Source organism: Arthrobacter sp. AB6 (assembly GCF_031844545.1).
In the GTDB taxonomy this organism is placed as follows: Bacteria; Actinomycetota; Actinomycetes; order Actinomycetales; family Micrococcaceae; genus Arthrobacter.
In genome coordinates, this window is sequence record NZ_JAUZVL010000005.1 from 14551 (window position 1) to 36950 (window position 22400).

Below are 22400 nucleotides of genomic sequence, written 5' to 3' on the forward strand. Positions count from 1 at the left end.
GGTCTGATGTCTGACATCTGACGAAGCAACATGAGAAAGATCATAGAAGGGTGATCCGGATTACGTCAAGCCGAGTGGAAAGGGGCGCCGCCCACCGTGGATGGCGCATCGCCGGGGCGGGGGCGCCAGCGACCTAGCCCTGCGGTTCGGGGTGCTGGACGTAGCGCTCGTAATCGCGGTACGTCTGCTCCATATGGTCATCCATGACCCGGCGGGAAAGTTCGGCGTCACCACTGACGATGCTCTCCATGACCTTCTGGTGGTACTCAATCGCGTGAAGCTGGATCTCGGGCACGGCCGAGGTCTCGCGCCGGGTCATGTAGAGCAGTTGTCCCAACTGCGCGAAGAGGGCCCGCACGAAGGGATTCCCGGAGGCCCTGAGCACAGCATCGTGGAACGCGATATCGGCTTCGACGAAACGGTCCAGGTCCCCGGCCTCCTGGAAGCGCTTCATATCCGCGATGCACTGCGCCATTTGCCGGGCATGCTCGGGAGTATGGCGCTTGGCCGCCAGGGACGCCGCACCTGTTTCCACCATGCGCCGCATTTCGATCAGCCCCACCGACACCTGGTCCGCGCCGTTTCCATGCGAGGCGGCCTTGAAGATCGCGTCCAGCCCGGTCCAGTTGTCCGACGGGTTCACGAAGGTTCCGCGCCCCGCCTTGACGTAAAGGATGTTCTGCGCCCTCAGCGCCTTGAGGGCCTCGCGGACCGTGAGCCTGCTGACGTCGTAGGCCTTTGCTATGTCCCCTTCGGGAGGGATGGCATCGTGCGGTTTCAGCTTGCCCGCCAGGATGTCGTCAAGCAGGCCGTCGACGAGATCGTCAACGAGTGTCCTGCGGCCCATCCTGGCTCCTGCCTTTGGCGTTGCCCGCTGGTGCGGGCCCTCTAAACTTTACTGTCGATTGCCGCCCTGATCACCATCGTGGCCTGTTTCCTGCAGCAGGGCAGGGCTTAGCAGGCCTCGAAGTCCGTGAGGACCTTGACCTTTCCCGCAGACGCGGAGGCCGGATCGAAGGTGTAACCGATCCACTCTTTGGCCAGCCGGCGGGCGAGTTCGATGCCCACCACGCGCTGGCCCATGGTGAGGACCTGGCAGTCGTTGGAGAGGATGGAGCGTTCCACGGAGAAGGAATCGTGGGCGGCGGTGGCCCTGATTCCTTCCACCTTGTTCGCCGCGATAGCCACGCCGATTCCGGTGCCGCAGAAGAGGATGGCCCGGTCCGCGACGCCATCCCTGATCATTTCGCCCGCCGCGATTCCCACGTACGGATACGGCCTGGTGAAGTCATTCGGAGCATCGGACCGGTTGACGCCAATGTCGATCACTTCACTGACCCTGGGATCCTGCCGGAGGTCCTCAAGGACCTTGTCCTTGTAGTCGACTCCCGCTTCGTCCGCGCCTACAACAAGTCTCAGTCCCATGGTTCGTCCTTCAGTATTCATTGCCGTGCTCCCACAGATTCGCTGGATACGGCGGCGGTGAGGTGCGGGCCCATGACGGTGAAGATCATGGCCAGCGAGGTTGCTCCGGGATCCGGTGCGCCCAGGCTCTTTTCCGCCAAAGGGCGGGCGCGGCCCTTGAGCGGCAGCAGGCCGGCTGTCGCCTCGGCGGCCGCCGTCGCGGCGCGGGCCGCGTCCTCCCACGCCCGGCCCGGTTCCACGCCTGCTGCCACCAGCCCGGCGAAGGAAGAGGCGCACGGCAGCAACGCGTCCACCATGGTCTTGTCGCCTGCCTCCGCCTTCCCCAGCTGCACGATCCGGTCCGCGAATGCCCTGACCGCCGCTGCCAGCTGCCCGGGTTCCGGCGCTGAACTGTTTCCCAGGGATTCGCCAAAAGCCCGCAATCCGGCTCCCCACAGGACGCCGGACGTTCCGCCCGCCTTGTCGGCCCAGGCATCACCGGCGGCTGCCAGCACATCGCCCGCTCCGGCGCCCTGCCCGAGGGCAGCGGATGCAGCCGCGGCAGCGGCGTCGATCCCGCGCACCATGCCGCGCCCGTGGTCACCGTCTCCGGCAATGGCGTCCATCCTGCCGAGCCGCTCCTCTGCGTCGTGCAGGAGGGACTGCGTGGCTTCCAGCGCGGCAAAGCCCGCAGCGGCAAACTGCCGGGAGGCGTCGGTGGCAACAAACGGGGCAGAAGCCGCATCGTCGTCGGACGTTCCTCCGGCCGCCACGGTGCCGGCCTCCCGGACCGCGTTGCCACGGCGGTAGGCGGGTGTTTCCGCCGGGGCAAGCCACAGCGGTTCCAGTTCCTCGTCCAGCCAGGTGACAGTGAGCGATACCCCGGCCATGTCGAGGCTGGTGACGAGTTCCCCGACTTCGGGCATCACCAAGGTGTACCCTGCGGCGCGGAGCAGCGGCGCCACGGTGCCCCAGAGAACGAAGAGCTCCTCGTGCTTGGTGGAGCCGAGCCCGTTGAGGATGACCGCCATCCGTTCGCCGGCGCCGGGCGGCGTTTCAGCGAGCACGCGTGCCACCAGTTCACGGCCAAGCTCCTTTGCGGACGGCAGCGCGGTGTCGAACAGTCCCGGCTCGCCGTGTATGCCCAGGCCCAGCCCCATCTGCCCGTCGGGCAGGGAGAACAGCGGCGATTCCGCGCCCGGGAAGGTGCAGCCGGAGAACGCGCTGCCGATGGTGCGGGTCCGGTCATTGGCCTTGCGGCCCAGGCGTGCCACTTCGGCGAGGTCCGCGCCGGCCTCGGCTGCGGCCCCCATCACCTTGAAGACGGTAAAGTCACCGGCGATGCCGCGGCGCTTGGCGGATTCCGACGGCGGTGCGCTGGCGATGTCGTCAGTCACCAGGACGTTCTCCACGGCAATGCCCTCTGCAGCCAGGCGCTCGCTGGCCATGCCGAAGTTCATGACGTCGCCGGCATAGTTACCGTACGTAAACACAACGCCTGCGCCGGACTCAGCCGCCTTCGCCACGGCGTACGCCTGCTGCGCCGAAGGGGACGTGAAGATGTTGCCCACCACTGCGCCGTCTGCAAATCCCGGTCCGATGATGCCGGCGAAGGCCGGGTAGTGTCCCGACCCGCCGCCCGCGAGGACGGCAACCTTGGGCTGCGGGGGCCGGAAGCGCCGCACGGCGCCGCCGGGGACCTGGCGCACCAGGTCCCCGTGGACGTCGCAGAACCCCGCCAGGGCCTCCTCGGCAAATTCCGAGGGATCGTTGAAGATTTTTGTCATGATGTGCTCTCTGCCGTGGGTTCCTGGGCGGGACTAAGGGTTCGCTGGGTGGATATGGCTCCCTAGTGGATGTGGCTGCCGCCGTTGATGTCGATGGTGGTGCCGGTGAGGTAGGCCGAGTCCTCGGAGGAAAGGAACGTGATCACCGCGGCAACTTCCTCAGTGGTGGCGTTCCGGCCCAGCGGGATGCCGGCATTGATGGCGGCCTCCTGCTCCTCGGTGCTGCCCACGCGGATGTTGGTGTCCACGGCGCCGGGGGTGATGGCGTTGACGGTCACACCGTTGGTGCCGAGCTCGCGGGCCAGTGCCTTGGTGAAGCCCAGGATGGCGGCCTTCGCGGCGGAGTAGGGAACCTTGCCGAACACGCCGCCGCCCCGCTGGGCGGAGACCGAGGACATGTTCACGATGCGTCCCCAGCCGTTGCTGATCATGTCCGGCAGGAATGCCTTGGTGACCAGGTACGTGCCGGTGGCGTTGACATCCATGACCTTGTGCCAGAGCTCAAGGGTGGTTTCCAGGAACGGGACAGGCGAGGTGATGCCGGCGATGTTGGCCAGCGCGCCTACCGGCGGAAGGTTGCCGGAAGCGACCTCGGCGGCGACGGCGGCCTGGGCTGCGGTGACGGACGCTTCGTTGGCGACGTCGATCTCGTGGCCGAAGGCGGGGACGTTGAATTCATTGCCGATTTCGGCGGCGACCTTGGCGGACTTCTCGCCATCGAGGTCCAGGATCACCACCGCCCAGCCCTGGCGTGCGTAGCGGCGGGCGGTGGTGATGCCGATGCCCCGGTCCGAGGTTGCCCCGGTGAGTACGGCGGTGCGCTGGATGGTGGTCATGATGCTCCCTTGAATCGTTTGGATTGTTGAAGTGGGTGTCGATGGTCAGATGAGGTCAGTGATGAAGCTCGCGGCTTTGGCTGCCGCTGCGGGGCGTTCGTCGTGGGTGACGTCCCTGGTTTCGAGTTCCAGCGAGAAGTGCCCCCCGTAGCCGTCCGCCGCAAGGCGGCGCAGCCCTGCGGCGAAATCGGCGTTGCCGTTGCCGATGCTGAGGTTGATGTTGCCCGGCACGGCATCCCGGAGATGGACGTGGGAAATACTGCCCTTGCGCCGTTCGAGGTACTCCAGCGGGTCTTCGCCGGCGGCGACGAGATGGCTGAAGTCCATGACAATTCCGACGCCGGTGCCCGCCAGCCGCTGTGCCAGCACTTCCGCGCGTTCGAGGTTCCAGCAGAAGCGCAGGAAATGCAGGGACTCTGTCCAGAGTTCGACGCCGAACTCCGCCGCGCGCTGACCCGCGTGGGTGAGCTGGGCGGCAATAAGGTCCAGGTCCTCCCCAAGGCTCCGGACAGGTTCGTGGCTGAGGGCACCGCACGGGAGGACGAGCGCCTTCGCGCCGGTATTCCGCGTGAGGGTCAGCAGCGCCTCCAGGTGCCGCTCGCGGGCTGCCTGCTGTCCGGCGTCGAGTACGGCATTGAGGTCACCGATATCCCCGTTGACGGAACGGACCCGCAGCCCGGAGGCGGCAACCTCGGCTGTTACCGCCTCAACGGCAGGTGCGTCCAGGTTGTACGGGACGTGATCGCATACGCCGGGGAGGGCGCCGAGATCGATCTCTTCAAAGCCCAGGCCGCTGATGGTCCGCAGGGCGGCCGGCAGGTCCTGATGCCTGAAGCTGATGGATGAGCAGCCGAGCCGGGAGTTGAACATCGTCGTTGATCCTCTGGATGAGCGGGTGGTGATGTGAATCACTGTAGGGCTTTCATTGTTAACAGTCAACTTCCAACATTGACTGTTGACAGTCAGCATGAGGCACGTCACACTGGGGATATCATTTGTTAACAGTCGACAGCGGCCGAACCCCCTCGGACCGCTTTTCGAAAGGGAAACACCATGAGCAACGAAGCTCTAAAAATGCGTGGACACGTTCACGGCACCAAGGATGCTAAGCGCGTCGCCATCGGCTCCGGAGTGGGCGCCGTTATTGAAACCTACGACTTCATCGGCTTCGGCACCGCTGCGGCCCTTTATTTCGGAACAGCCTTCTTCCCCACAGGCGATCCCGTAACAGGAACGCTCGCAGCATTCGCCACCCTCGGCGTCGGCTTCGCCGCCCGCCCCATCGGCGGCATCATCGGCGGCCACCTCGGTGACAAGGTGGGCCGCAAGCCCGTCCTGGTTGCTTCCCTGATCCTGATGGGTGTGGCCACGTTCCTTATCGGCCTGCTGCCCACCTACGAACAGGTTGGCCTGCTGGCTCCCGCGTTGCTGGTGTTTGTCCGCATCGTGCAGGGCCTCGCCTTCGGCGCGGAATGGGGCGGCGCCATCCTCATGAGCTACGAACATGCGCCCTGGAAGTCCAAGGGCAAGTACACGGGCATTGTGCAGGCAGGCTTCCCCGTGGGCCTCCTCCTGGCCAACCTCGTCTTCCTGGTCAGCGTTAACCTCGGCGGTGAACTGGCGTGGCGTGTTCCGTTCCTCGCAAGCATCGTGCTGGTGGCCGTCGGCCTGATCATCCGCTCCAAGGTGCCGGAGTCCCCCGTCTTCGACGAGGTCAAGGAGAGCGGCTCCATTGTTAAGTCGCCCATCACCGACGTCATCAGGACCGACTGGCGGAGCATTGTCCGCGGCATCGGCCTGCGCATCGCCGAGACTGCAGGCTACGCGGTGTCCGTCACGTACATGATTTCCTACCTGCACACCCAGCAGCTCGCAAACAAGACCGAAACCCTCGTGGCCCTCTGCATCGCCTCGTTCATCGGCATTTTCGCCACCATGGCATGGGCCCGCCTCACGGACCGCATCGGCCGCCGGCCCCTGTACATCTGGTCCACAGCCTTCGCTGCCCTGTTCGGCATTCCCATGTTCCTGATGGTGAACACCGGACTGTTCATCTTCGTCATTGCCACGATCGTTATCTCCTACGCCGTCTGCCAGAACTCGCTTGCCGGCGCCCAGGGCCCGTGGTTCCCGGAACTGTTCCAGGCCAAGACCCGCTCCTCCGGAGCGTCACTGGCTTACCAGATCTCAGCCATGGTCTCCGGCTTCACGCCCTTCGTCACCACCCTGCTGTTCGTAGCCCTCGGCTGGATGGGCCCGGCGCTCCTCTTCAGCTTCTACGCAGCCATCGGCCTCTGGGCCGCCCTCGTCACCAGGGAGACCTGGGGCAAGCGCGAACGCCAGCTGGCGGATGAGGCCAGCAAAAGCACCCCGCATCCGGTAACTGTCTAATGACCATCACCCACGAATCGAACACGGAGTCGGCAATGCCCGCAGGAATCGTCCAGGACCGGTTGGCGCAGGTCAGCGCCGCGGCCTACCGCATCCGCCACCATGCCCTGAACATGGGCGAGGTCCAGGGCCAGGGCTATGTCGGCCAGGCCCTGGGAGCCGCGGACATGCTGGCCACGGTCTACGGAGACCAGCTCCGCTTCCGGGCGGAGGATCCGCACTGGGAGGCCAGGGACAGGTTCCTGCTTTCCACCGGGCACTACGCAATTGGCCACTACGCCGCCCTCGCCGAGGCCGGGATCGTCCCGGTCGAAGAGCTGGAAACCTACGGTTCGGATGATTCCCGGCTGCCGATGTCCGGGATGTCCACCTACACGCCGGGAATGGAAATCTCGGGCGGCTCCCTGGGGCACGGCCTCACCATTGCCGTGGGCATGGCCCTGGGCCTGCGCTATCAGGGCTCCAGCGCCCGCGTCTTCAATTTCCTCTCCGACGGTGAACTGGACGAGGGCTCCACCTGGGAGGCTGCCATGGGTGCGCACCACCACCAGCTGGGCAACCTCACCGCGATGGTGGACATCAACGCCCTGCAGGCGGACGGCAAGACGGACACAGTGCTCCGCACCGAGCCGGTGACCGAGAAATGGGAGTCCTTCGGTTGGTACACGCAGCGGGTGGACGGGAACGACGTCGGCGCGCTGCTGGCGGCGTTCGACAATGCAGCGGCCCAGGCCGCCGCCGTCGGACGTCCCTCGGTGATCCTGTGCGACACGAAGGTGGGCCGCGGAGTGCCGCTGCTGGAGGAGCGCGAGAAGGCACACTTCATGCGTATCGACGAACACGAATGGCAAATCTGCCGCGAGCAGCTCACCGCCGGATACGAAGGAAAGGCTTCAGCATGAGCACCACCACCGAGGCCCCCGACACCGCAACAGCGGCGAAGCCGAAGCTGAAGACCTCGGCGATGATCGCCTCCTTCGCCGACCCCGGCCAGAAAACCAGCTCCGCCCCGTTCGGGCACGCGCTGGTCAAGGCCGCCCAGGAAAATGACAAGATCGTTGGCCTGACGGCGGACCTGGGCAAGTACACGGACATGCACATTTTCGCCAAGGCCTTCCCGGAACGGTTCTTCCAGATGGGCATGGCCGAGCAGCTGCTCTTCGGTGCCGCCGCCGGCCTGGCCGAAACCGGGCTCGTGCCGTTCGCGTCCACGTACTCGGTGTTCGCTGCACGCCGCGCCTATGACTTCCTGTGCCTGGACGCGGCCGAGCCGAACCTGAACGTCAACATCGTGGGCGGCCTGCCCGGCCTGACCACCGGGTACGGGCCCAGCCACCAGGCCACCGAGGACATGGCGATCTTCCGCGGCATGCCCAACCTGACCATCGTGGACCCGTGCGACTCGGTGGACATCGAACAGGCGGTCCCCCAACTGGCTGCCAGCGACGGCCCCACGTACCTGCGCCTGCTGCGCGGCAACGTGCCCACCGTGCTGGACGAGTACGGCTACACGTTCGAACTCGGCAAGGCCAAGGTGCTGCGCGGCGGCAACGACGTTGTCTTCATCTCCTCCGGGCTGATGACCATGCGGGCCCTGCAGGCAGCAAAGGCCCTGGCGGCACACAACGTGGACGTCGCCGTCGTGCACACCCCCACCATCAAGCCGTTCGACGCCGAAACCGTCCTCGCCGAGATCAACACCGACCGGCTCGCCGTCACCCTCGAGAACCACTCAGTGGTGGGCGGCCTGTTCGAAACCGTCGCCTCCGCGGTGGTCACAGCAGGGCTCGGCAAGCGCGTGGTGCCCGTGGCACTACCGGACCAGTTCCTGGACGCCGGCGCACTGCCCACCCTGCACGACCGCTACGGCCTGGCCGTGGACCGCATCGTGGCAAAGGTCCTCGCCGAACTCGGCTAGCATCCGCCCCGCACCGAAGAAAGCACGGCACCGGACCCGGCCGGCGCCGTGCTTTCTGCCGTACTATCGAAACTACTACCGACTGTAAACAGTCGACTTACAACATTGAGGACAGAGGCCATGGCCGGACTGACCGCCCCGCTGCTGGGACTGCAAAAAAAGAGCCTGCGCGAACAGGCACTCTCGGCCCTGCGCGCCGCAATCACCAGCGGAGAACTTGAACCGGGCCGCCACCTGGTGGAAACCGAACTCTCCGAGATGCTGCAGATCAGCCGGGGAACCCTGCGCGAAGCCCTGCGCCAGCTGGAACAGGAAGGCCTGGTTTCTGCCGGGCCCCGTGGCAGGCTCTCCGTCCGGCACCTGGACGAAAAAGAAATCCGCGACATCTACACCGTTCGCGCCGCCCTGGAAGCACTGGCCGCCCGCACGCTCTGTGAACTGCCGGACCGCCAAAACGTCATCTCATCCCTCCGCTCGGCCATCGACGCGATGAAGGCAGCCGAGGAGGAAGGCCTGCAGCAGCGCGTCGAATCCGACCTGGAATTCCACCGTACGCTGTGCCGGCTCACGGGCAACGAGACACTCCTGCACACCTGGGAAGCGCTGGAAGGGTCCATCAGGATGTCCATCATGTTCGCCGGGCTCGAAAAGGGCGTTAAGAACATGAGCGTGGACCGCCACCACGATATTGTGGCGGCCATCGAAACCGGCGACGCCTCGCTGGCCCGGAAAACCATCCGGGAACATATGGACACTGCCGCGGCCAATCTTGTGGCCTAGCCATTTCTTGGTAGTTTCGTAGTTCGCCCGAATAGTCTCGGCACCCCCGGGTACTGGGACTATGGGAAGGGTGTCAGGCGGCGCGCCTTGGGACCGCGGAATCAACGTGTAGAAAGAGGACTGTATGCGGGAACCGATGGCCAGCGACGGTGTTTATGAAGCGGAGACCGTTGCGGGTGATGACCAGGAAGCTACTTCGGCAACTGTTGAACCCTCGGTGGAGCCGGACGTCAATTTCGACGAGCAGTTCTATCCTGCCCGGCCCAAGGCGCTGCGCCCCACCGCCCGCCGCCGCCAATACTTTGCCACCAGGCCCTCCTTCGAATTCGATGGACGCAATACGGCCTACGTCGAATGGCTGCGGAACCAGGCGATGCTGGGCGACGCCAATACGCTGGCCCGGCAGCTCTCAGGGCAAGCCAGCATGTGGCAGAACTCCTACGCCCATCCGAATCCCCGGGCCGCCGTTGAACGCGCACCCGTATGGTTCACCGCATATCCCCTGTCCTTCATCACCAGGTCCAGCCAGTCCTTCCTCTCGGCCCTCGGCGATCCGGCCATGTGGGAAGCCTTCAGCCAAATAGGTATCCGCGCCATCCACACCGGCCCGGTCAAACTGGCGGGCGGCATCAGCGGCTGGTCCCAGACACCCAGCGTGGACGGCCACTTCGACAGGATCAGCATGGCGATTGATCCCGTGTTCGGCACTGAGGATGAATTCCGCCGGATGTGCGAGGTTGCTGCCGACCATGGCGGGACCATCATCGACGACATCGTTCCGGGGCACACCGGCAAGGGAGCGGACTTCCGCCTCGCCGAAATGAACTTCCGGGACTACCCGGGGATCTACCACATGGTGGATATCCCGGAGGAGGACTGGCACCTGCTGCCGGATGTCCCCGAAGGGCAGGACTCGGTAAACCTGAGCCCGGACGCCGAGCAGGCTTTGCAGAAGGCCGGGTACATCATCGGCCGGCTGCAGCGGGTCATCTTCTATGAGCCCGGCGTCAAGGAAACGAACTGGAGCGCAACCCGGCCGATCGTTGACACCACCGGGAAGACGCGCCGCTGGGTTTACCTGCACTACTTCAAGGCAGGACAGCCGTCCATCAACTGGCTGGACCCCACGTTCGCCGGGATGCGCCTGGTGGTGGGCGATGCGCTGCATTCCCTGGTTGACCTGGGCACCGGTGCGCTCAGGCTGGACGCCAACGGATTCCTCGGTGTGGAAAAGAGTGCCGAGGAGCAGCCGGGCTGGTCCGAGGGGCATCCGCTGTCCGAGGCGGCCAACCAGCTCATCGGCTCCATGATCCGGAAGGTGGGCGGGTTCTCCTTCCAGGAGCTGAACCTGACCATCGACGACATCAAGGCGACCTCCGAAGCAGGCCCCGACCTTTCGTACGACTTCATCACCAGGCCGGCCTACCACTACGCGCTTGTCACCGCGGACACAGAGCTCTTGCGGCTCACACTGCGCCTGTCAATGGAAATCGGCGTGGACCAGGCTTCGCTGGTGCATGCGCTGCAGAACCATGATGAGCTGACCTACGAGCTGATGCATTTTGCTGCCGGGCACCGGGACGAGATGTTCGAGCTCAACGGGCAGGAGCTCACCGGGGCGCAGCTTGCCGAGCAGGTGCAGCAGACCATGCGCGAGCGGCTCACCGGCGAGAACGCACCCTACAACGCGGTGTTCACTACGAACGGCATCGCCTGCACATCGGTCAGCTTCATCATGGCCGCGCTGGGAATCCGGGACCCTGATGCCATCACTTCCGAAGAGGAAGCGCGGGTCCTGGATGTGCACATCCTCCTCTCGATGTTCAACGCCCTCCAGCCGGGCGTCTTCGCCCTTTCCGGCTGGGACCTGGCCGGCATCACCGCGCTGGACCGGAAGAGCGTCGAGGAACTCACCGCCCAGGGCGACACCCGCTGGATCAACCGCGGGGCCCACGACATTATGGGCACCAGCCCGGACGCGGAAGTGTCCTCCTCGGGCATGCCCCGGGCGCGGAGCCTTTACGGTCCGCTCCCCGAGCAGCTGAAGAACCCGGACTCCTACGCCAGCAGGCTCCAGCGGATCCTGGCTGTGCGCGAAGAAAACGGCATAGCCACAGGGGCCCTGCTCGACGTTCCGGACGTTTCCAACCGCGGCCTGCTGGTGATGGTCATCCGGCTGGAAAGCGGCGCCCTGGGGGTTACCGTGCTGAACTTCTCGGACCAGGATATTTCGGGCAGCATCCAGTCCAGCCACCTGGTGCCGGGGGCTGCCGTCCACGACCTCTTCAGCGGCGACGCTGTTGGCCAGGTGGATGACCTGTGCAGTTTCTTCCTCGAACTGCCCGCCTTCCACGGAACCGTCCTGCAGCTGACAGAAGAAGCCCCTGAGCAGGACGAAGATGCACAGCCCGGAGAGGACCTGCCGTAGCGGACTGGTCGACGCCGTTCGGGAATCCTCCTGAGTTCCGCGCCGTTAACTGAATGTGCGGAAAGTTCCGCTCATTCGAACGAGGGATTGAATGACCGCGAAGTTTGTATCAGTGGAAGACGACGCCGGGAAGGTCACCCGGTACGTCCGGCACGCCAACGGCGGCGGGCTTGTTGGGCCCGGCGCCGTTGTGGCCGAGAGCGCCCGGATTGGCGCCATGACGTACGTGGAGAGCGGCGCCCGGATCGGCCCGGGGTGCAGGATCGGGCACGGCAGCTGGATTGACCGCGACGCGACGGTGGGCGAGCGGACGGTGATCGGCGACGGAGTGCGGATTGGCCGCGGCGCCGTGGTGGGTAACCGGGTCCACATCGGGAGCCATTCCCGGATCGGCTCAAGCGTGACGATTGAGCACGGCACCCACCTGGAAGCGGACGCAACAGTGCCCGACGGCGGACAGGTGCTCTCCGGGCCCTACGGAAAACGTTCCCGGCCCGTTCCCGGTAAGAACCGGACGCATGCCAAGGGCAGGGGCCGGGTAGCCGCCTGAGCCGTATTGCTGCACGGGCCGCCGCGCCGGCACGTGCAGCAAGCTAAGGGGCAGGCCGGCCGTGCGTCCTACTTAGCCTGCGTCCGTGCCTTCAAGGCTGCTGCTGCCCAGACGGTCACCAGCAGCGCCACCAACAGCAGGCCGGCGTCGCCCAGGTCAACGGATCCCAGCCACGCCGTCAAGGGGTCCTCCAGCGCGAAGGCTGTGTCGGCGAAGCCGCCCAGGGTGATGACCGCGATAAACAGGGCGGAGACAGCCGAGATTCCGGTGACGAGGGCGTTAAAGCCGAGTTTCCGCTGCGGATCGTCGAGGGCCGAGCGGTACATCCGCATCATGGCCATCCCGTTGAGGGAGTCGCACAGGGTCATGGCGGCCGCGAAAGCGAGGGGCAGCGCCAGCAAGGCGAACGCGGGCACCCCGGCCAGCGAGGCCGCGGTGGTGATCATCAACAGTCCGACGGTGGTGGCGGTGTCGAAGCCCAGCCCGAACAGCAAGCCGATCACATAGATGTTCCGCGGCCGCCGCACCCTGGCCAGCGGCCGGGCAAGGAGGCGGGCAACCAGTCCCTGCGGCGCGAGGTCCTGCGGATTGATCGCGGCCCCGGTCCGTGCCCGGCGGTAGGCGCGGGCCGAGCGGGCAAACGCTGAACCGTTGAACAGGCCCATGGCCAGCAGGAACAGTCCGGACACGCCGCTGCCCACCAGCCCGAGCACCAGGTTGCCGGCGGACCCTTCCTGCATCAACTCCCCCACCACGGCGGCGCCCGCGATCACCAGCACGCCGGCCAGCGTCACCACGGAGCTGTGGCCGAGGCTGAACGCGAACCCGACACTCACCGGGTCCTGCCGCTGCGCCACGAATTTGCGGGTGGAGTTGTCGATGGCCGCGAGGTGGTCCCAGTCGTAGCTGTGCTTCACGCCGGAGAGGTAGGCGGTCAGGACCAGCCCCCAGGTGAGTGCCTGCGCCCCGGTTCCGCCTGCATTGCCGGTATTCCCGGCGAGCAGGAGCACGACGGCGGCTGCATGCAGCGCGGCCACGGCACCGAACATCCACAGCAGGCGGGTCCGCAGCGGCAGCGCTTCCCGGTCCCGGTACAGCGTGGTGATGTTGCCGAGGGCGGTCATCAGTGTTTCCTCAGGTTCAGTGGTCCCTGCCCGTGCCACCGCTCCCGGAGGAGCGCAGTGCAGGACCCAAGGAGGCGGTTCAGTTCCCCGGTACTGTTCGACAACGCGCGGAGGACCAGGCCCGTGGTTCCGGCGATTGTGCGGGTGAGGGAGATGCCGGTCAGGGCATTGTCCGACGTGACGCCGTGCAGCTCATCTGCGAGCGCCTGGTCCACGCGCGGGTCCACCACGATCAGCGAGCCCAGGTGGCTGAAGCCTTCCATGAAGCCAAGCCCTGTGACATCCCCCGACGGCGGCCGGATGAGCAGGTTGTCCAGCGCCAGCAGCTGGGTGGCGCCTTCCGTCTTGACGTGGATCTCGTTCCGCAGCCGCACTTCCTCGAACCGGAAGGCAGCACCGTCCGGAGACCAGCCCGGGGTCACCACCTCGGCCATGGCAAGGCTCGACGACGGCCGAACAGTAATGTGCGTCCGCTGCCGGTAGCTGGCCCCCCGGTAGGCAATGAGCTGGTCCGGCACCAGCTCCAGCCGGGCCCCCTCCCCCAGCCGGACAGCCATCCGCTGCTCGGCGAAGGACCCGGGTGTCCGGTAAACCTTGGTGGCGGACTGCGTGGTGAGCAGCAGGTCAGCGCCCTCACAGACCTCGACATCAAGCACGAAGAGGTCCGCCCCGAGATAGGCCCCGCCAGGATTCACGACGACATAGCAAACCTGTCCCGAGTCATCCAGGTAGTGCGGCCGCACCACCCGCAGGGCACCCTGATGGAACTGGCGGGAGGCAACGGACCTGCCGCCCCGGAAACTCACGCCAAGCTCAAGCCGGCCCATCGGTGACCGGGCCGCCGTCGTGCTCATTGCGCCAGGTCAAGCATCAGGACGTCATGGCGTATCCAATCGATGACTTTGTCCAGCCCTTCGTCGGTCTTGAGGTTGGTGAAGCAGAACGGCTTGGCTCCGCGGAACTCTTTGGAATCCCGTTCCATGACAGCGAGGTCCGCCCCGACGTGGGGAGCGAGGTCGGTTTTGTTGATGATGAAGAGATCGGACTTGATCATGCCCTGGCCGGCTTTGCGGGGGATCTTTTCGCCCTGGGCCACATCGATGATGTAAATGGAGAAGTCGACGAGTTCCGGGCTGAAGGTGGCCGAGAGGTTGTCTCCGCCGGATTCGACGAAGATGACCTGCAGGTCCGGATGCCGCGCTTTGAGTTCCCCGATGGCGGCGGTGTTCATGGAAGTGTCTTCGCGGATGGCGGTATGCGGGCAGCCGCCGGTTTCGACGCCGATGATCCGGTCCGCGGGCAGGATGCCGTTGGCGGCGAGGATTTTGGCGTCTTCTATGGTGTAGATGTCATTGGTGATGGCGGCCATGGAGACCTCCCCGCTCATGTGCCGGGTGAGCCGCTCCACAAGCTGGGTCTTGCCCGCCCCCACGGGCCCGCCGATGCCAATTTTGATGGGTTCAGCCATGATGTCCTCCTTTGAATTCAAAAGCACTGTTAGCTCATGAACATCCGGGCACGTTGGCGTTCGTGCCGCATTTGCGAAATTTCCAGTCCGGGGCTTACGGCCCCGAAGTCGTCCGGCGTCAGGTGCTGGATGCGTTCGACGGCGGCAGCAACGTCGTCCGCCGCCTGGCGAAGCAGCCGCTGGCCTGCATTCTGGCCCAGCGGGATGGCGCGGACGGCGTTTTGCGCCAGGGACGTGACCGTGGCGAACAGGTAGGCGGCGAGCGCCTCCTGGAGCGGCACCCCGAGTGATCGGGCGACGACGGCGAACGCCAGCGGCTGGTGCCCGGCGGCCCGGCCGGTGGCCACCAGGTCCCGGAACAGTTCCAGCTCCGCCGAGGGAAAGACCTCCGCCCCGATTTCCAGCAACCGGGTCCCCATCTTGACGGAAGCCTCCCGAACCTGCCGCGGCAAAAGAGAGGCGGAAAGCAGGGCATCGAGCTCAAGAACATCAACCCCCTCATAGAGGAACCGGACAGCCAGCCCGTCGGAATAGGTCAACTGCTGCCCGATGAAAGCACCGAGCCACACCCGGAAGGACCCCTCATCAAAAACGACCCCAGCGTCGACGTAAGTCTCAAACCCAAGAGAGTGCGCAAAAGCCCCTGTAGGAAGCGCAGAGTCAGTAAGCTGCTGCAGCGCCAGCTGATACTTAGTGACTGTGCTCAGCATGGCGGAAAGGCACAGGCATGACGCGGTCCTGGCGGGAGTAGGGCACGGCATTGTGGCGGAGGTAGTCCTCGACGGTGTGGTCGTAGGCGCACACCATGACGTCAGCCCCGTACTCCGAGGCAGCGTCGAAGAACTGTGCCTGCAGGTGCCGGTTGCCCAGGGAATGGGCTACGACACCCATTTCGTAGACGGAGCGCGGCGCGATCACCAGGACGTCGGTGGGCAGGACGGACACCACGATCATGTTGGTTTCAGCGACGTGCAGGATGTCGCCGTCGCGCAGGTCGCCGGAGCCGGCCGGCAGCCGGATGCCTATCTCCTTTCCGTGGTCCGTGGTGGCGCGCTGGATGCGTTTGACCAGCTGGGCACTGGGGAGGACCACTTTTTCCTGGTGCAGGCCCGCGTAGGTGTGCGGGTCCGGCAGTTCGTGCAGGTTGCCGAGGACTTTGTCGATGATCACTTGGTTCTCCGAGGGCTTGGAAGAAATCAGAAGAGGAAGTAGCGCTGGGCCATGGGCAGCACGTCGGCCGGATCGCAGGTGACGTCCTCGCCGTCGACCGTCACCTGGTAGGTTTCCGGGTCCACCTGGATGTCAGGTGTGGCGTCGTTGTATTTCAGGTCGGCCTTCGTGAGGGTGCGGATGCCGGAGACGGGCCGGACGACTTTCTCCAGCCCGAGTTCCCCGGGGACGCCGGCGTCGATGGCTGCCTTGGACAGGAAGGTGATGGAGCACTGCTGCACCGCCTTCCCGAAGGCTCCGAACATGGGCCGCATGGTGCGCGGCTGCGGGGTGGGGATGGAGGCGTTGGCGTCCCCCATCAGCGCGTAGGCGATCTGGCCGCCCTTGAGGACCAGTTCGGGCTTGACGCCGAAGAAGGCCGGGTCCCACAGCACCAGGTCGGCGAACTTGCCCACCTCCACCGAGCCTACGGAGTCCGCGATCCCCTGGGCGATGGCGGGGTTGATCGTGTACTTGGCCACGTAGCGCTTGAGGCGGAAGTTGTCACTGCCCGCGCTGCCGTGTGTGCCGGCAGCGCTGTCCCCGCGGGGGTCTTCCAGGACACCTCGCTGCTTCTTCATCTTGTCCGCCACCTGCCACGTGCGGGTGATCACCTCGCCAACGCGCCCCATCGCCTGGGAGTCCGACGACGTGATGGAGAAGACGCCGAGGTCCTGCAGGACGTCCTCGGCCGCGATGGTTTCGGCACGGATCCGGGAATCGGCGAAGGCCACGTCCTCGGGAATGTCCGGGTTGAGGTGGTGGCACACCATCAGCATGTCCAGGTGCTCTTCGATGGTGTTGCGCGTGTAGGGAAGGGTGGGGTTGGTGGAGGCCGGCAGGACGTTGGGCATCCCGGCAATCCTGATGATGTCCGGCGCGTGCCCGCCGCCGGCTCCCTCGGTATGGAAGGTGTGGATGACGCGCCCGTTGATGGCGCGGATGGTGTCCTCCACGAAGCCGCACTCATTGAGCGTGTCCGTGTGGATTGCCACCTGGACGTCGTACTCGTCGGCCACAGTCAGGGAAGTGTCGATCGAGGAGGTGGTGGACCCCCAGTCCTCGTGGACCTTCAGTCCGATGGCACCGGCGCGGATCTGCTCGGCCAGGGGTTCGACGGCGGACGCGTGGCCCTTGCCGAACAGGCCGATGTTCATGGGGAACCCCTCGGCCGCCTGCAGCATCCGCTGGATGTGCCACTTCCCGGGCGTCACGGTGGTGGCCTTGGTGCCCTCGGCGGGACCGGTGCCGCCGCCGATCATGGTGGTCACGCCGCTGGCCAGCGCCGTCGGGATCTGGTCCGGGGAGATGAAATGGATGTGGGTGTCAACGCCGCCGGCGGTGAGGATCTTGCGTTCGCCGGCGATGATTTCGGTGCTGGCGCCGATGGTGATGGTGACGCCGTCGGTGATCTGCGGGTTACCGGCCTTGCCGATCTTGAAGATGTGCCCGTCCTTGAGGGCGACGTCGGCCTTGTAGATGCCGGTGTAGTCCAGGATGACGGCGTTGGTGATCACGGTGTCGGGCACCCCGCCGCCGGAACCAACGCCGCCGGAACCGACACTGTCGCGGACCGCCTGGCCGTTCTGGCCCATGCCGTCCCGTATCACCTTGCCCCCGCCGAACACCACCTCTTCGCCATAGACGGTGAGGTCGTCCTCGATCTCGAGGAACAGCTCGGTGTCCGCCAGGCGGATGGCGTCGCCCGTCGTCGGACCGTACAGGTCCGCATACTGCCGGCGGGGAATCTCGAAACTCACTTGGCACCCTCCGTCGAGTGTTCCTTGGCACGGCCGGACAGCGGCCCGTTGACGGCGTTGCTGAGCCCGTACACCTCGCGGGTGCCGGCCAGTTCAATCAGCCGAACGCTCCGGGAGTCCCCTGGTTCAAAACGCGCAGCCGTCCCGGCGGGGATGTCCAGGCGGCGCCCGTAGGCGGCTTCCCGGTCGAAGGCCAGCGCGGCGTTGGCCTCGGCAAAGTGGAAGTGCGAGCCCACCTGCACGGGCCGGTCGCCGGTGTTGGTCACGGCGACCTCGATCGCCGTCCGCCCGGCGTTTGCCGTCACCGGCTCCGGCCGGAGGACGTACTCTCCTGGGATCATGGCCTGCCCCTTCAGCGGATGGGATTGTGGACGGTGACGAGCTTGGTGCCGTCGGGGAAGGTGGCCTCGATCTGCACATCATGGATCAGTTCGGGCACGCCTTCCATGACGTCTTCGCGCCTGAGCAAGGTGGTGCCGTAGCTCATGAGGTCAGCGACGGTGCGGCCGTCCCGGGCGCCCTCGATCAGTTCGTAGCTGATGATGGCCACGGCTTCCGGGTAATTGAGCTTGAGCCCGCGGGCCTGGCGGCGGCGCGCGAGGTCGGCGGCCACCACGATCAGAAGCTTTTCCTGCTCACGTGGCATCAAATGCATGAGGGTCCCTTCGGCAGCCAGCGGACGGCGTGGGACCCACAGTAGGTGGCGGACGTTTCGGCTACGTTTCGGCTTTGTTATGGGCGGCTCTCCGGTCCAGGCGAGGCTCCGACGGCGGGAGGCTCACCTGGTGAGCCTGGCCAGGATCTCCTCGATGGACTGGACTGGCTGGCGGTAGCTGGTGGAGAGGATGCGCAGCATGTCCGCGGCGTCCTGGCTGTCCTCGGATGCCATCGCGTCCTTGGCGTAGGTGACCCGGATGTTGTGCGCGAACGCGTCTGCGCCGGTCTGGGCGATGCAGTTGTGGGTGGAGACTCCGGCGAGGACCACCTCATCCGCGCCCCAGTTGCGCAGCCGGGACAGCAGGTTGGTGCCCACGAAGGCACTGTCCCGGGTTTTGTTCAGCTGCGGCAGGCCGTCGAGGGCGAGCCCCGGCACTGCCTGGGCCTGCTCGGTGCCGCGGAATACGAAGCCCTGGTCGTCGTCGAGCATGTTCAGCGTCCAGGTTGACTTGTCCCGCTCGTGCTCCGTCCCCACCATCAGGGCCTTGTGGCCGTTCGCCTTGAAGGCCTCCAGCAGCCTGTTGCAGGACGCCACCAGCTGTTCCTGCTGCGCTGCAAGTTCGGGCGCCTCGAAGTACGCGTTCTGCATGTCGATGACAAGAAGTGCAATCATGTCCGGAAACGTACCCCGTGCCTTGCCGTCGAAACCTCGGCAGGTACAACCCCTACGGGGCCGACTCGCGCACTTTCAACTGGAAGCCGGCCTCGACGTGCACACCCTGTTCCTCCATGGCCAGCCCCTCGATCCGGTCGATGAGCAGGCCGATGGAGCGTTCCGCAATTTCCTCCATGCCGGGCGAGACGGTGGTCAGCGAGGGTGCGGCGAACCGGGCCTCGTCGATGTCGTCGAAGCCCGCCACCGCAACCTCCTGCGGAATCCGCACGCCGCGGATCAGCAGCTCGTGCATGGCTCCCAGGGCGAGGACATCGTTCAGGCCGAAGACGGCGTCGAACTCCACGCCGCTGTCCAGGAGCCCGGCCACGGCCGCCGCTCCGCCGTCCCGCCGCCACTCGCAGGGCGCTATCAGTGCCGGATCAAACGGGATTCCTGCATGGTCCAGCGCCGTTCGGTAGCCGCTGAGCCGCAGCCCGGCGCTGCCCGCCGACTCCCCTGGGTAGGCACCAACCACGGCAATCCGGCGGCGGCCGCCGGCCAGCAGGTGGGTGGTCAGGGCGGCAGCCGCTTCCCCGTTCTTCATGGTGACCAGGTCGAACCGGGGATCCAAAATGTGTTCGCCCAGCAGGACCAGGGGCTTCTTGCCGAGGCGGGCGGCGATGCTGTCCGCGTCAACCATCAGGGGGGTGAACAGCAGCCCGTCGGTGAGCTGGCGGAACGGCCCCTGCAGGGCGTTCAGTTCCGCTTCACCCACCGCGTCCGACTGTTCCACCAGGACCCGGTATCCGCGCCGGGACGCCGCCTTTATCAGCCTTGACGCCAGTTCCGCATAGTAGGGGGCCGAAAGGTCGGAGAGGACCAGCCCCAGCATCCTGGTTTTGCCGGACCGGAGGCTGCGGGCGGTCAAGTTGGCCTCATAGCCCAGCTCCGCGATGGCGTCCAGGACCCGCTGCCTGGTGGCGGGCCGGATGAACTCGTAGTCATTGAGCACGTTGGAAACGGTCTTGAGCGACACTCCCGCCACCCTCGCAACGTCGTTCATGGTGACCGCCATCATGGCTCCTTCGTGTGGTTCAGCCGGTTCCTGCCATACATCGTTGCAGAAGATGGCGTGGGTGCCGCAACCAACGCTGCCAGGGGCCAGTGCCGCCGTCGGGCCAAGGGCTAGTGCCGCCGTCGGCCAGGGCAGGGGCGAACGGCCGCGAGGGGAACGGCCGGTCAGGCCTTTGCTGCCTTGGCGGCCGCCTTCGCAGCCTGCTTGCTGGCCCGCACCTTGGCGAGGGACTCCGGGTCCACGATGTCGGCCACGGAGAGGTACGAGCCCTCCTCGCCGTAGTGCCCGGCAGCTTCCCGCCAGCCCTGCGCCTGCAGCCCGCACTGCTTGCCGAGCAGCGCCAGGAAGATTTTGGCTTTCTGCTCCCCGAAGCCGGGCAGCGCCTTCAGCCGGCGAAGCACCTCCGCGCCGTCCGGGTTGCCCCTGGTCCAAATGGCGGTGGCGTCCCCGTCCCACTCGTCTTGCACCGTTTCGGCGAGGGCCTGCACGCGTGCGGCCATTGAGCCGGGGAAGCGGTGCACGGCGGGCCGTTCCTTGAACATCTCCACGAAGGCCTGCGGCTCCTGCGCGGCGATGGCCTCGGGTTTCATTGACCCGATCCTGATCCGGATCTTCTCCGGTCCCGCGAACGCGGACTCCATTGTGACCTGCTGGTCCAGCAGCATGCCGGTCAGCAGTGCGAAGGCGTCCTCGCTCAGCAATTTGTCCGCGGCGGGATCCCCCGTGATGTGCAATTCCATGCGGTCCATCCTCCCATCCCCGGGCCGCCGCCGTCATGCCGTCCCCGCCCCGGACCGGCAGGAGTTTGGCTGGCGGCTACTGCCCCACCGCCAGCCGGATCATGGACCAGGACACTGCCGGGAGCTCGGCTGTGAGGCGGCCGCCGTCCGCCTTCACCGTGACGTTTTCGGCCGGCAGGACTGATGTTGAGTCGTCAGCGGTTGCCTGCCAGTACGGGTCCTTGTTCGTGTAGGTGAGCGCCTCCACCACGCGCACGCTGCCCAGCCCGGACAAAGCGGCGTCCAAACCGATCACGTCCGTGGCCGAGCGGTTGACGGCAAAGACAACCGCCTCGCCTTTTTCGGCGTCATGGGTTGCGACGGCGGACACTGCGGCAAAGTCGGCCGTCTTGCCGCCGCTGACCCGCGGGGATTCGACGGCGAGCTGCAGCACGGTTCCGGAGGCGTGGCGGGAGGTGAGCGCGAACGGGTGGAACGTGGTCTGCTTCCAGGCGCGGCCGCCCGGCTCGGTCATGATCGGGGCGATCACGTTGACCAGCTGGGCCAGGCTGGCCGAGTGGACGCGGTCCGTGTTCCTGAGCAGGGTGACCAGGAGATCGCCAACGACGACGGCGTCCGCCACCGTGTAGGTGTCCTCAAGCAGGACGGGGGCCACGGGCCAATCCTTGCCGGTGGGCACCTTGGACTCGTCGCGGGTCATGTGCCAGACGTTCCACTCGTCGAAGGAGATGTTCACCTGCTTGGCGGACTTCTTTACGGACTTCACGTGGTCGATGTGGCTGACGATGTCCTGGATAAACGCCTCCATCCGGTGCCCGGCGGAAAGGTGTTCCTGCAGGTCGCCGAAGTCTTCAAAGTATTGGTGGGCGGAGATGAGGTCCACCAGCTCGTAGGTTTCGGAAAGGACCACGCGCTCCCACTCCCCGAAAGTGGGCATGGCGGGTCCGGAGCTGCCGCATGCCACAAGCTCCAGGTCCGGTTCGATCATGCGCATGCCGCGGGCGGTGTCCGCTGCCAGGCGCCCGTACTCCAGCGCGTTTTTGTGCCCGATCTGCCAGGGCCCGTCCATCTCATTGCCAAGGCACCACATCCTGATGCCATAGCCGTCCTCCGCACCGTTGGCCCTTCGCTGGTCCGAGAAGGTGGTGCCGCCGTCGATGTTGCAGTACTCCAGCAGGTCAAGCGCCTCCTGCGTGCCGCGGGTGCCCAGGTTCACGGCCATCATGGGCTCGACGCCGGCCTTGGCGGACCACTTGGCGAACTCGTCCACCCCCACCAGGTTGGGGTCGGTGGAGTGCCAGGCCAGGTCCAGCCGGACGGGCCGCTGGTCCGCCGGGCCCACGCCGTCCTCCCAGCGGTATCCGGAGACGAAGTTGCCGCCGGGATAGCGGACCGTGGACACCCCCAGTTCCCGGGTCAGCTCGAGCACGTCCCGGCGGAACCCGTCCTCGTCGGCGTTGCGGTGTTCCGGCTCGAAAATGCCGGTGTACACACAACGGCCAAGGTGCTCAACAAAGGCACCGAAAGTACGCCGGCGGACCGGACCCACCACGAAGGCTGGATCCATGGTGATTTTGGCTGCGGCTGGTTCTGTGGCGGTCACTAAAACGTCCTTGTC

The 22400-nt window shown here is 66.0% G+C and carries 23 protein-coding genes; 6 read left to right on the top strand and 17 right to left on the bottom strand.

Going from position 1 to position 22400, the window contains the following annotated elements:
* Window positions 1-133 precede the first annotated feature (133 nt).
* The 5 genes from Q9R30_RS05310 to Q9R30_RS05330 all read right to left on the bottom strand — a co-directional run bounded on the left by Q9R30_RS05310 (window position 134) and on the right by Q9R30_RS05330 (window position 4897).
* On the bottom strand, window positions 134-847 hold the full coding sequence (locus Q9R30_RS05310) for a FadR/GntR family transcriptional regulator (RefSeq protein WP_104996531.1): 714 nt from the start codon (window positions 845-847) through the stop codon (window positions 134-136).
* 107 nt (window positions 848-954) lie between these two features.
* Window positions 955-1446: an RpiB/LacA/LacB family sugar-phosphate isomerase gene (locus Q9R30_RS05315; RefSeq protein ID WP_311216979.1), complete on the bottom strand. Its 492-nt coding sequence runs from the start codon at window positions 1444-1446 to the stop codon at window positions 955-957.
* Entirely contained in the window at window positions 1443-3191 is a 1749-nt protein-coding gene (locus Q9R30_RS05320; RefSeq protein WP_311216980.1) for a dihydroxyacetone kinase family protein, read from the bottom strand. The genes Q9R30_RS05315 and Q9R30_RS05320 overlap by 4 nt, the downstream gene beginning before the upstream one ends.
* 62 nt (window positions 3192-3253) lie before the next feature.
* Entirely contained in the window at window positions 3254-4027 is a 774-nt protein-coding gene (locus Q9R30_RS05325; protein WP_311216981.1) for an SDR family NAD(P)-dependent oxidoreductase, read from the bottom strand.
* Window positions 4028-4072: 45 nt separating this feature from the next.
* Window positions 4073-4897: a sugar phosphate isomerase/epimerase gene (locus tag Q9R30_RS05330; RefSeq protein ID WP_311217091.1), complete on the bottom strand. Its 825-nt coding sequence runs from the start codon at window positions 4895-4897 to the stop codon at window positions 4073-4075.
* A 183-nt stretch (window positions 4898-5080) separates the two neighbouring features.
* Between Q9R30_RS05330 and Q9R30_RS05335 the strand changes: the two genes are divergently transcribed.
* The 6 genes from Q9R30_RS05335 to Q9R30_RS05360 all read left to right on the top strand — a co-directional run bounded on the left by Q9R30_RS05335 (window position 5081) and on the right by Q9R30_RS05360 (window position 12094).
* On the top strand, window positions 5081-6418 hold the full coding sequence (locus Q9R30_RS05335) for an MFS transporter (RefSeq protein ID WP_311216982.1): 1338 nt from the start codon (window positions 5081-5083) through the stop codon (window positions 6416-6418).
* Window positions 6418-7320: a transketolase gene (locus Q9R30_RS05340; protein ID WP_311216983.1), complete on the top strand. Its 903-nt coding sequence runs from the start codon at window positions 6418-6420 to the stop codon at window positions 7318-7320. The genes Q9R30_RS05335 and Q9R30_RS05340 overlap by 1 nt, the downstream gene beginning before the upstream one ends.
* Entirely contained in the window at window positions 7317-8336 is a 1020-nt protein-coding gene (locus Q9R30_RS05345) for a transketolase C-terminal domain-containing protein (RefSeq protein WP_311216984.1), read from the top strand. The genes Q9R30_RS05340 and Q9R30_RS05345 overlap by 4 nt, the downstream gene beginning before the upstream one ends.
* 120 nt (window positions 8337-8456) lie before the next feature.
* Entirely contained in the window at window positions 8457-9116 is a 660-nt protein-coding gene (locus Q9R30_RS05350) for a GntR family transcriptional regulator (protein WP_104996523.1), read from the top strand.
* Between the two features lie 124 nt (window positions 9117-9240).
* A complete protein-coding gene (treS, locus tag Q9R30_RS05355) occupies window positions 9241-11544 on the top strand; it encodes a maltose alpha-D-glucosyltransferase (protein WP_311216985.1) in 2304 nt (767 codons plus the stop codon).
* A gap of 91 nt (window positions 11545-11635) precedes the next feature.
* Window positions 11636-12094 (top strand): DapH/DapD/GlmU-related protein, encoded by a 459-nt coding sequence (locus tag Q9R30_RS05360; RefSeq protein ID WP_311216986.1) that lies wholly within the window; start codon window positions 11636-11638, stop codon window positions 12092-12094.
* Between the two features lie 68 nt (window positions 12095-12162).
* Here Q9R30_RS05360 and Q9R30_RS05365 read toward each other — a convergent pair whose 3' ends face one another.
* From Q9R30_RS05365 to Q9R30_RS05420, 12 genes are all read right to left on the bottom strand, one after another.
* Window positions 12163-13218: a nickel transporter gene (locus Q9R30_RS05365; RefSeq protein ID WP_311216987.1), complete on the bottom strand. Its 1056-nt coding sequence runs from the start codon at window positions 13216-13218 to the stop codon at window positions 12163-12165.
* Complete coding sequence (locus Q9R30_RS05370; RefSeq protein WP_311216988.1) at window positions 13218-14072, bottom strand: urease accessory protein UreD; 855 nt, start codon at window positions 14070-14072, stop codon at window positions 13218-13220. The genes Q9R30_RS05365 and Q9R30_RS05370 overlap by 1 nt, the downstream gene beginning before the upstream one ends.
* Window positions 14069-14686, bottom strand: a complete 618-nt coding sequence (gene ureG, locus Q9R30_RS05375; RefSeq protein ID WP_104996518.1) for an urease accessory protein UreG — start codon at window positions 14684-14686, stop codon at window positions 14069-14071. The genes Q9R30_RS05370 and ureG overlap by 4 nt, the downstream gene beginning before the upstream one ends.
* Window positions 14687-14715: 29 nt before the next feature.
* On the bottom strand, window positions 14716-15396 hold the full coding sequence (locus tag Q9R30_RS05380) for an urease accessory protein UreF (RefSeq protein ID WP_104999578.1): 681 nt from the start codon (window positions 15394-15396) through the stop codon (window positions 14716-14718).
* Window positions 15377-15856 (bottom strand): urease accessory protein UreE, encoded by a 480-nt coding sequence (gene ureE / locus Q9R30_RS05385; protein ID WP_104996517.1) that lies wholly within the window; start codon window positions 15854-15856, stop codon window positions 15377-15379. The genes Q9R30_RS05380 and ureE overlap by 20 nt, the downstream gene beginning before the upstream one ends.
* A 26-nt stretch (window positions 15857-15882) precedes the next feature.
* Window positions 15883-17655, bottom strand: a complete 1773-nt coding sequence (gene ureC / locus Q9R30_RS05390) for an urease subunit alpha (RefSeq protein WP_311216989.1) — start codon at window positions 17653-17655, stop codon at window positions 15883-15885.
* On the bottom strand, window positions 17652-17996 hold the full coding sequence (locus Q9R30_RS05395) for an urease subunit beta (RefSeq protein WP_104996515.1): 345 nt from the start codon (window positions 17994-17996) through the stop codon (window positions 17652-17654). The genes ureC and Q9R30_RS05395 overlap by 4 nt, the downstream gene beginning before the upstream one ends.
* 11 nt (window positions 17997-18007) lie before the next feature.
* A complete protein-coding gene (locus tag Q9R30_RS05400; RefSeq protein WP_104996514.1) occupies window positions 18008-18310 on the bottom strand; it encodes an urease subunit gamma in 303 nt (100 codons plus the stop codon).
* Between the two features lie 123 nt (window positions 18311-18433).
* Window positions 18434-18985 carry a cysteine hydrolase family protein gene (locus Q9R30_RS05405; RefSeq protein ID WP_104996513.1) on the bottom strand — a complete coding sequence of 184 codons (552 nt, stop codon included), beginning with the start codon at window positions 18983-18985 and terminating at the stop codon, window positions 18434-18436.
* 52 nt (window positions 18986-19037) lie between these two features.
* The gene (locus tag Q9R30_RS05410) at window positions 19038-20042 is read right to left on the bottom strand and encodes a LacI family DNA-binding transcriptional regulator (protein WP_311216990.1); all 1005 of its coding nucleotides are present in this window, start codon (window positions 20040-20042) and stop codon (window positions 19038-19040) included.
* A gap of 164 nt (window positions 20043-20206) precedes the next feature.
* Window positions 20207-20791 (bottom strand): HhH-GPD-type base excision DNA repair protein, encoded by a 585-nt coding sequence (locus Q9R30_RS05415; protein ID WP_311216991.1) that lies wholly within the window; start codon window positions 20789-20791, stop codon window positions 20207-20209.
* Window positions 20792-20858: 67 nt separating this feature from the next.
* Window positions 20859-22349, bottom strand: a complete 1491-nt coding sequence (locus Q9R30_RS05420) for an alpha-N-arabinofuranosidase (RefSeq protein WP_311217092.1) — start codon at window positions 22347-22349, stop codon at window positions 20859-20861.
* Window positions 22350-22400 lie beyond the last annotated feature (51 nt).

What these genes read in the sequence shown, in the direction of transcription:
- Q9R30_RS05335 (WP_311216982.1), top strand. Translation starts at nt 5,081, where the DNA reads ATGAGCAACGAAGCTCTAAAAATGCGTGGACACGTTCACGGCACCAAG.
- Q9R30_RS05360 (WP_311216986.1), top strand. Translation starts at nt 11,636, where the DNA reads ATGACCGCGAAGTTTGTATCAGTGGAAGACGACGCCGGGAAGGTCACC.
- Q9R30_RS05405 (WP_104996513.1), bottom strand. Translation starts at nt 18,985, where the DNA reads ATGATTGCACTTCTTGTCATCGACATGCAGAACGCGTACTTCGAGGCG.
- Q9R30_RS05325 (WP_311216981.1), bottom strand. Translation starts at nt 4,027, where the DNA reads ATGACCACCATCCAGCGCACCGCCGTACTCACCGGGGCAACCTCGGAC.
- Q9R30_RS05400 (WP_104996514.1), bottom strand. Translation starts at nt 18,310, where the DNA reads ATGCATTTGATGCCACGTGAGCAGGAAAAGCTTCTGATCGTGGTGGCC.
- Q9R30_RS05370 (WP_311216988.1), bottom strand. Translation starts at nt 14,072, where the DNA reads ATGAGCACGACGGCGGCCCGGTCACCGATGGGCCGGCTTGAGCTTGGC.
- Q9R30_RS05315 (WP_311216979.1), bottom strand. Translation starts at nt 1,446, where the DNA reads ATGAATACTGAAGGACGAACCATGGGACTGAGACTTGTTGTAGGCGCG.
- Q9R30_RS05420 (WP_311217092.1), bottom strand. Translation starts at nt 22,349, where the DNA reads ATGGATCCAGCCTTCGTGGTGGGTCCGGTCCGCCGGCGTACTTTCGGT.
- ureG (WP_104996518.1), bottom strand. Translation starts at nt 14,686, where the DNA reads ATGGCTGAACCCATCAAAATTGGCATCGGCGGGCCCGTGGGGGCGGGC.
- Q9R30_RS05320 (WP_311216980.1), bottom strand. Translation starts at nt 3,191, where the DNA reads ATGACAAAAATCTTCAACGATCCCTCGGAATTTGCCGAGGAGGCCCTG.
- treS (WP_311216985.1), top strand. Translation starts at nt 9,241, where the DNA reads ATGCGGGAACCGATGGCCAGCGACGGTGTTTATGAAGCGGAGACCGTT.
- Q9R30_RS05415 (WP_311216991.1), bottom strand. Translation starts at nt 20,791, where the DNA reads ATGGACCGCATGGAATTGCACATCACGGGGGATCCCGCCGCGGACAAA.
- Q9R30_RS05395 (WP_104996515.1), bottom strand. Translation starts at nt 17,996, where the DNA reads ATGATCCCAGGAGAGTACGTCCTCCGGCCGGAGCCGGTGACGGCAAAC.
- Q9R30_RS05380 (WP_104999578.1), bottom strand. Translation starts at nt 15,396, where the DNA reads ATGCTGAGCACAGTCACTAAGTATCAGCTGGCGCTGCAGCAGCTTACT.
- Q9R30_RS05410 (WP_311216990.1), bottom strand. Translation starts at nt 20,042, where the DNA reads ATGGCGGTCACCATGAACGACGTTGCGAGGGTGGCGGGAGTGTCGCTC.
- Q9R30_RS05345 (WP_311216984.1), top strand. Translation starts at nt 7,317, where the DNA reads ATGAGCACCACCACCGAGGCCCCCGACACCGCAACAGCGGCGAAGCCG.
- Q9R30_RS05365 (WP_311216987.1), bottom strand. Translation starts at nt 13,218, where the DNA reads ATGACCGCCCTCGGCAACATCACCACGCTGTACCGGGACCGGGAAGCG.
- Q9R30_RS05330 (WP_311217091.1), bottom strand. Translation starts at nt 4,897, where the DNA reads ATGTTCAACTCCCGGCTCGGCTGCTCATCCATCAGCTTCAGGCATCAG.
- Q9R30_RS05350 (WP_104996523.1), top strand. Translation starts at nt 8,457, where the DNA reads ATGGCCGGACTGACCGCCCCGCTGCTGGGACTGCAAAAAAAGAGCCTG.
- Q9R30_RS05310 (WP_104996531.1), bottom strand. Translation starts at nt 847, where the DNA reads ATGGGCCGCAGGACACTCGTTGACGATCTCGTCGACGGCCTGCTTGAC.
- Q9R30_RS05340 (WP_311216983.1), top strand. Translation starts at nt 6,418, where the DNA reads ATGACCATCACCCACGAATCGAACACGGAGTCGGCAATGCCCGCAGGA.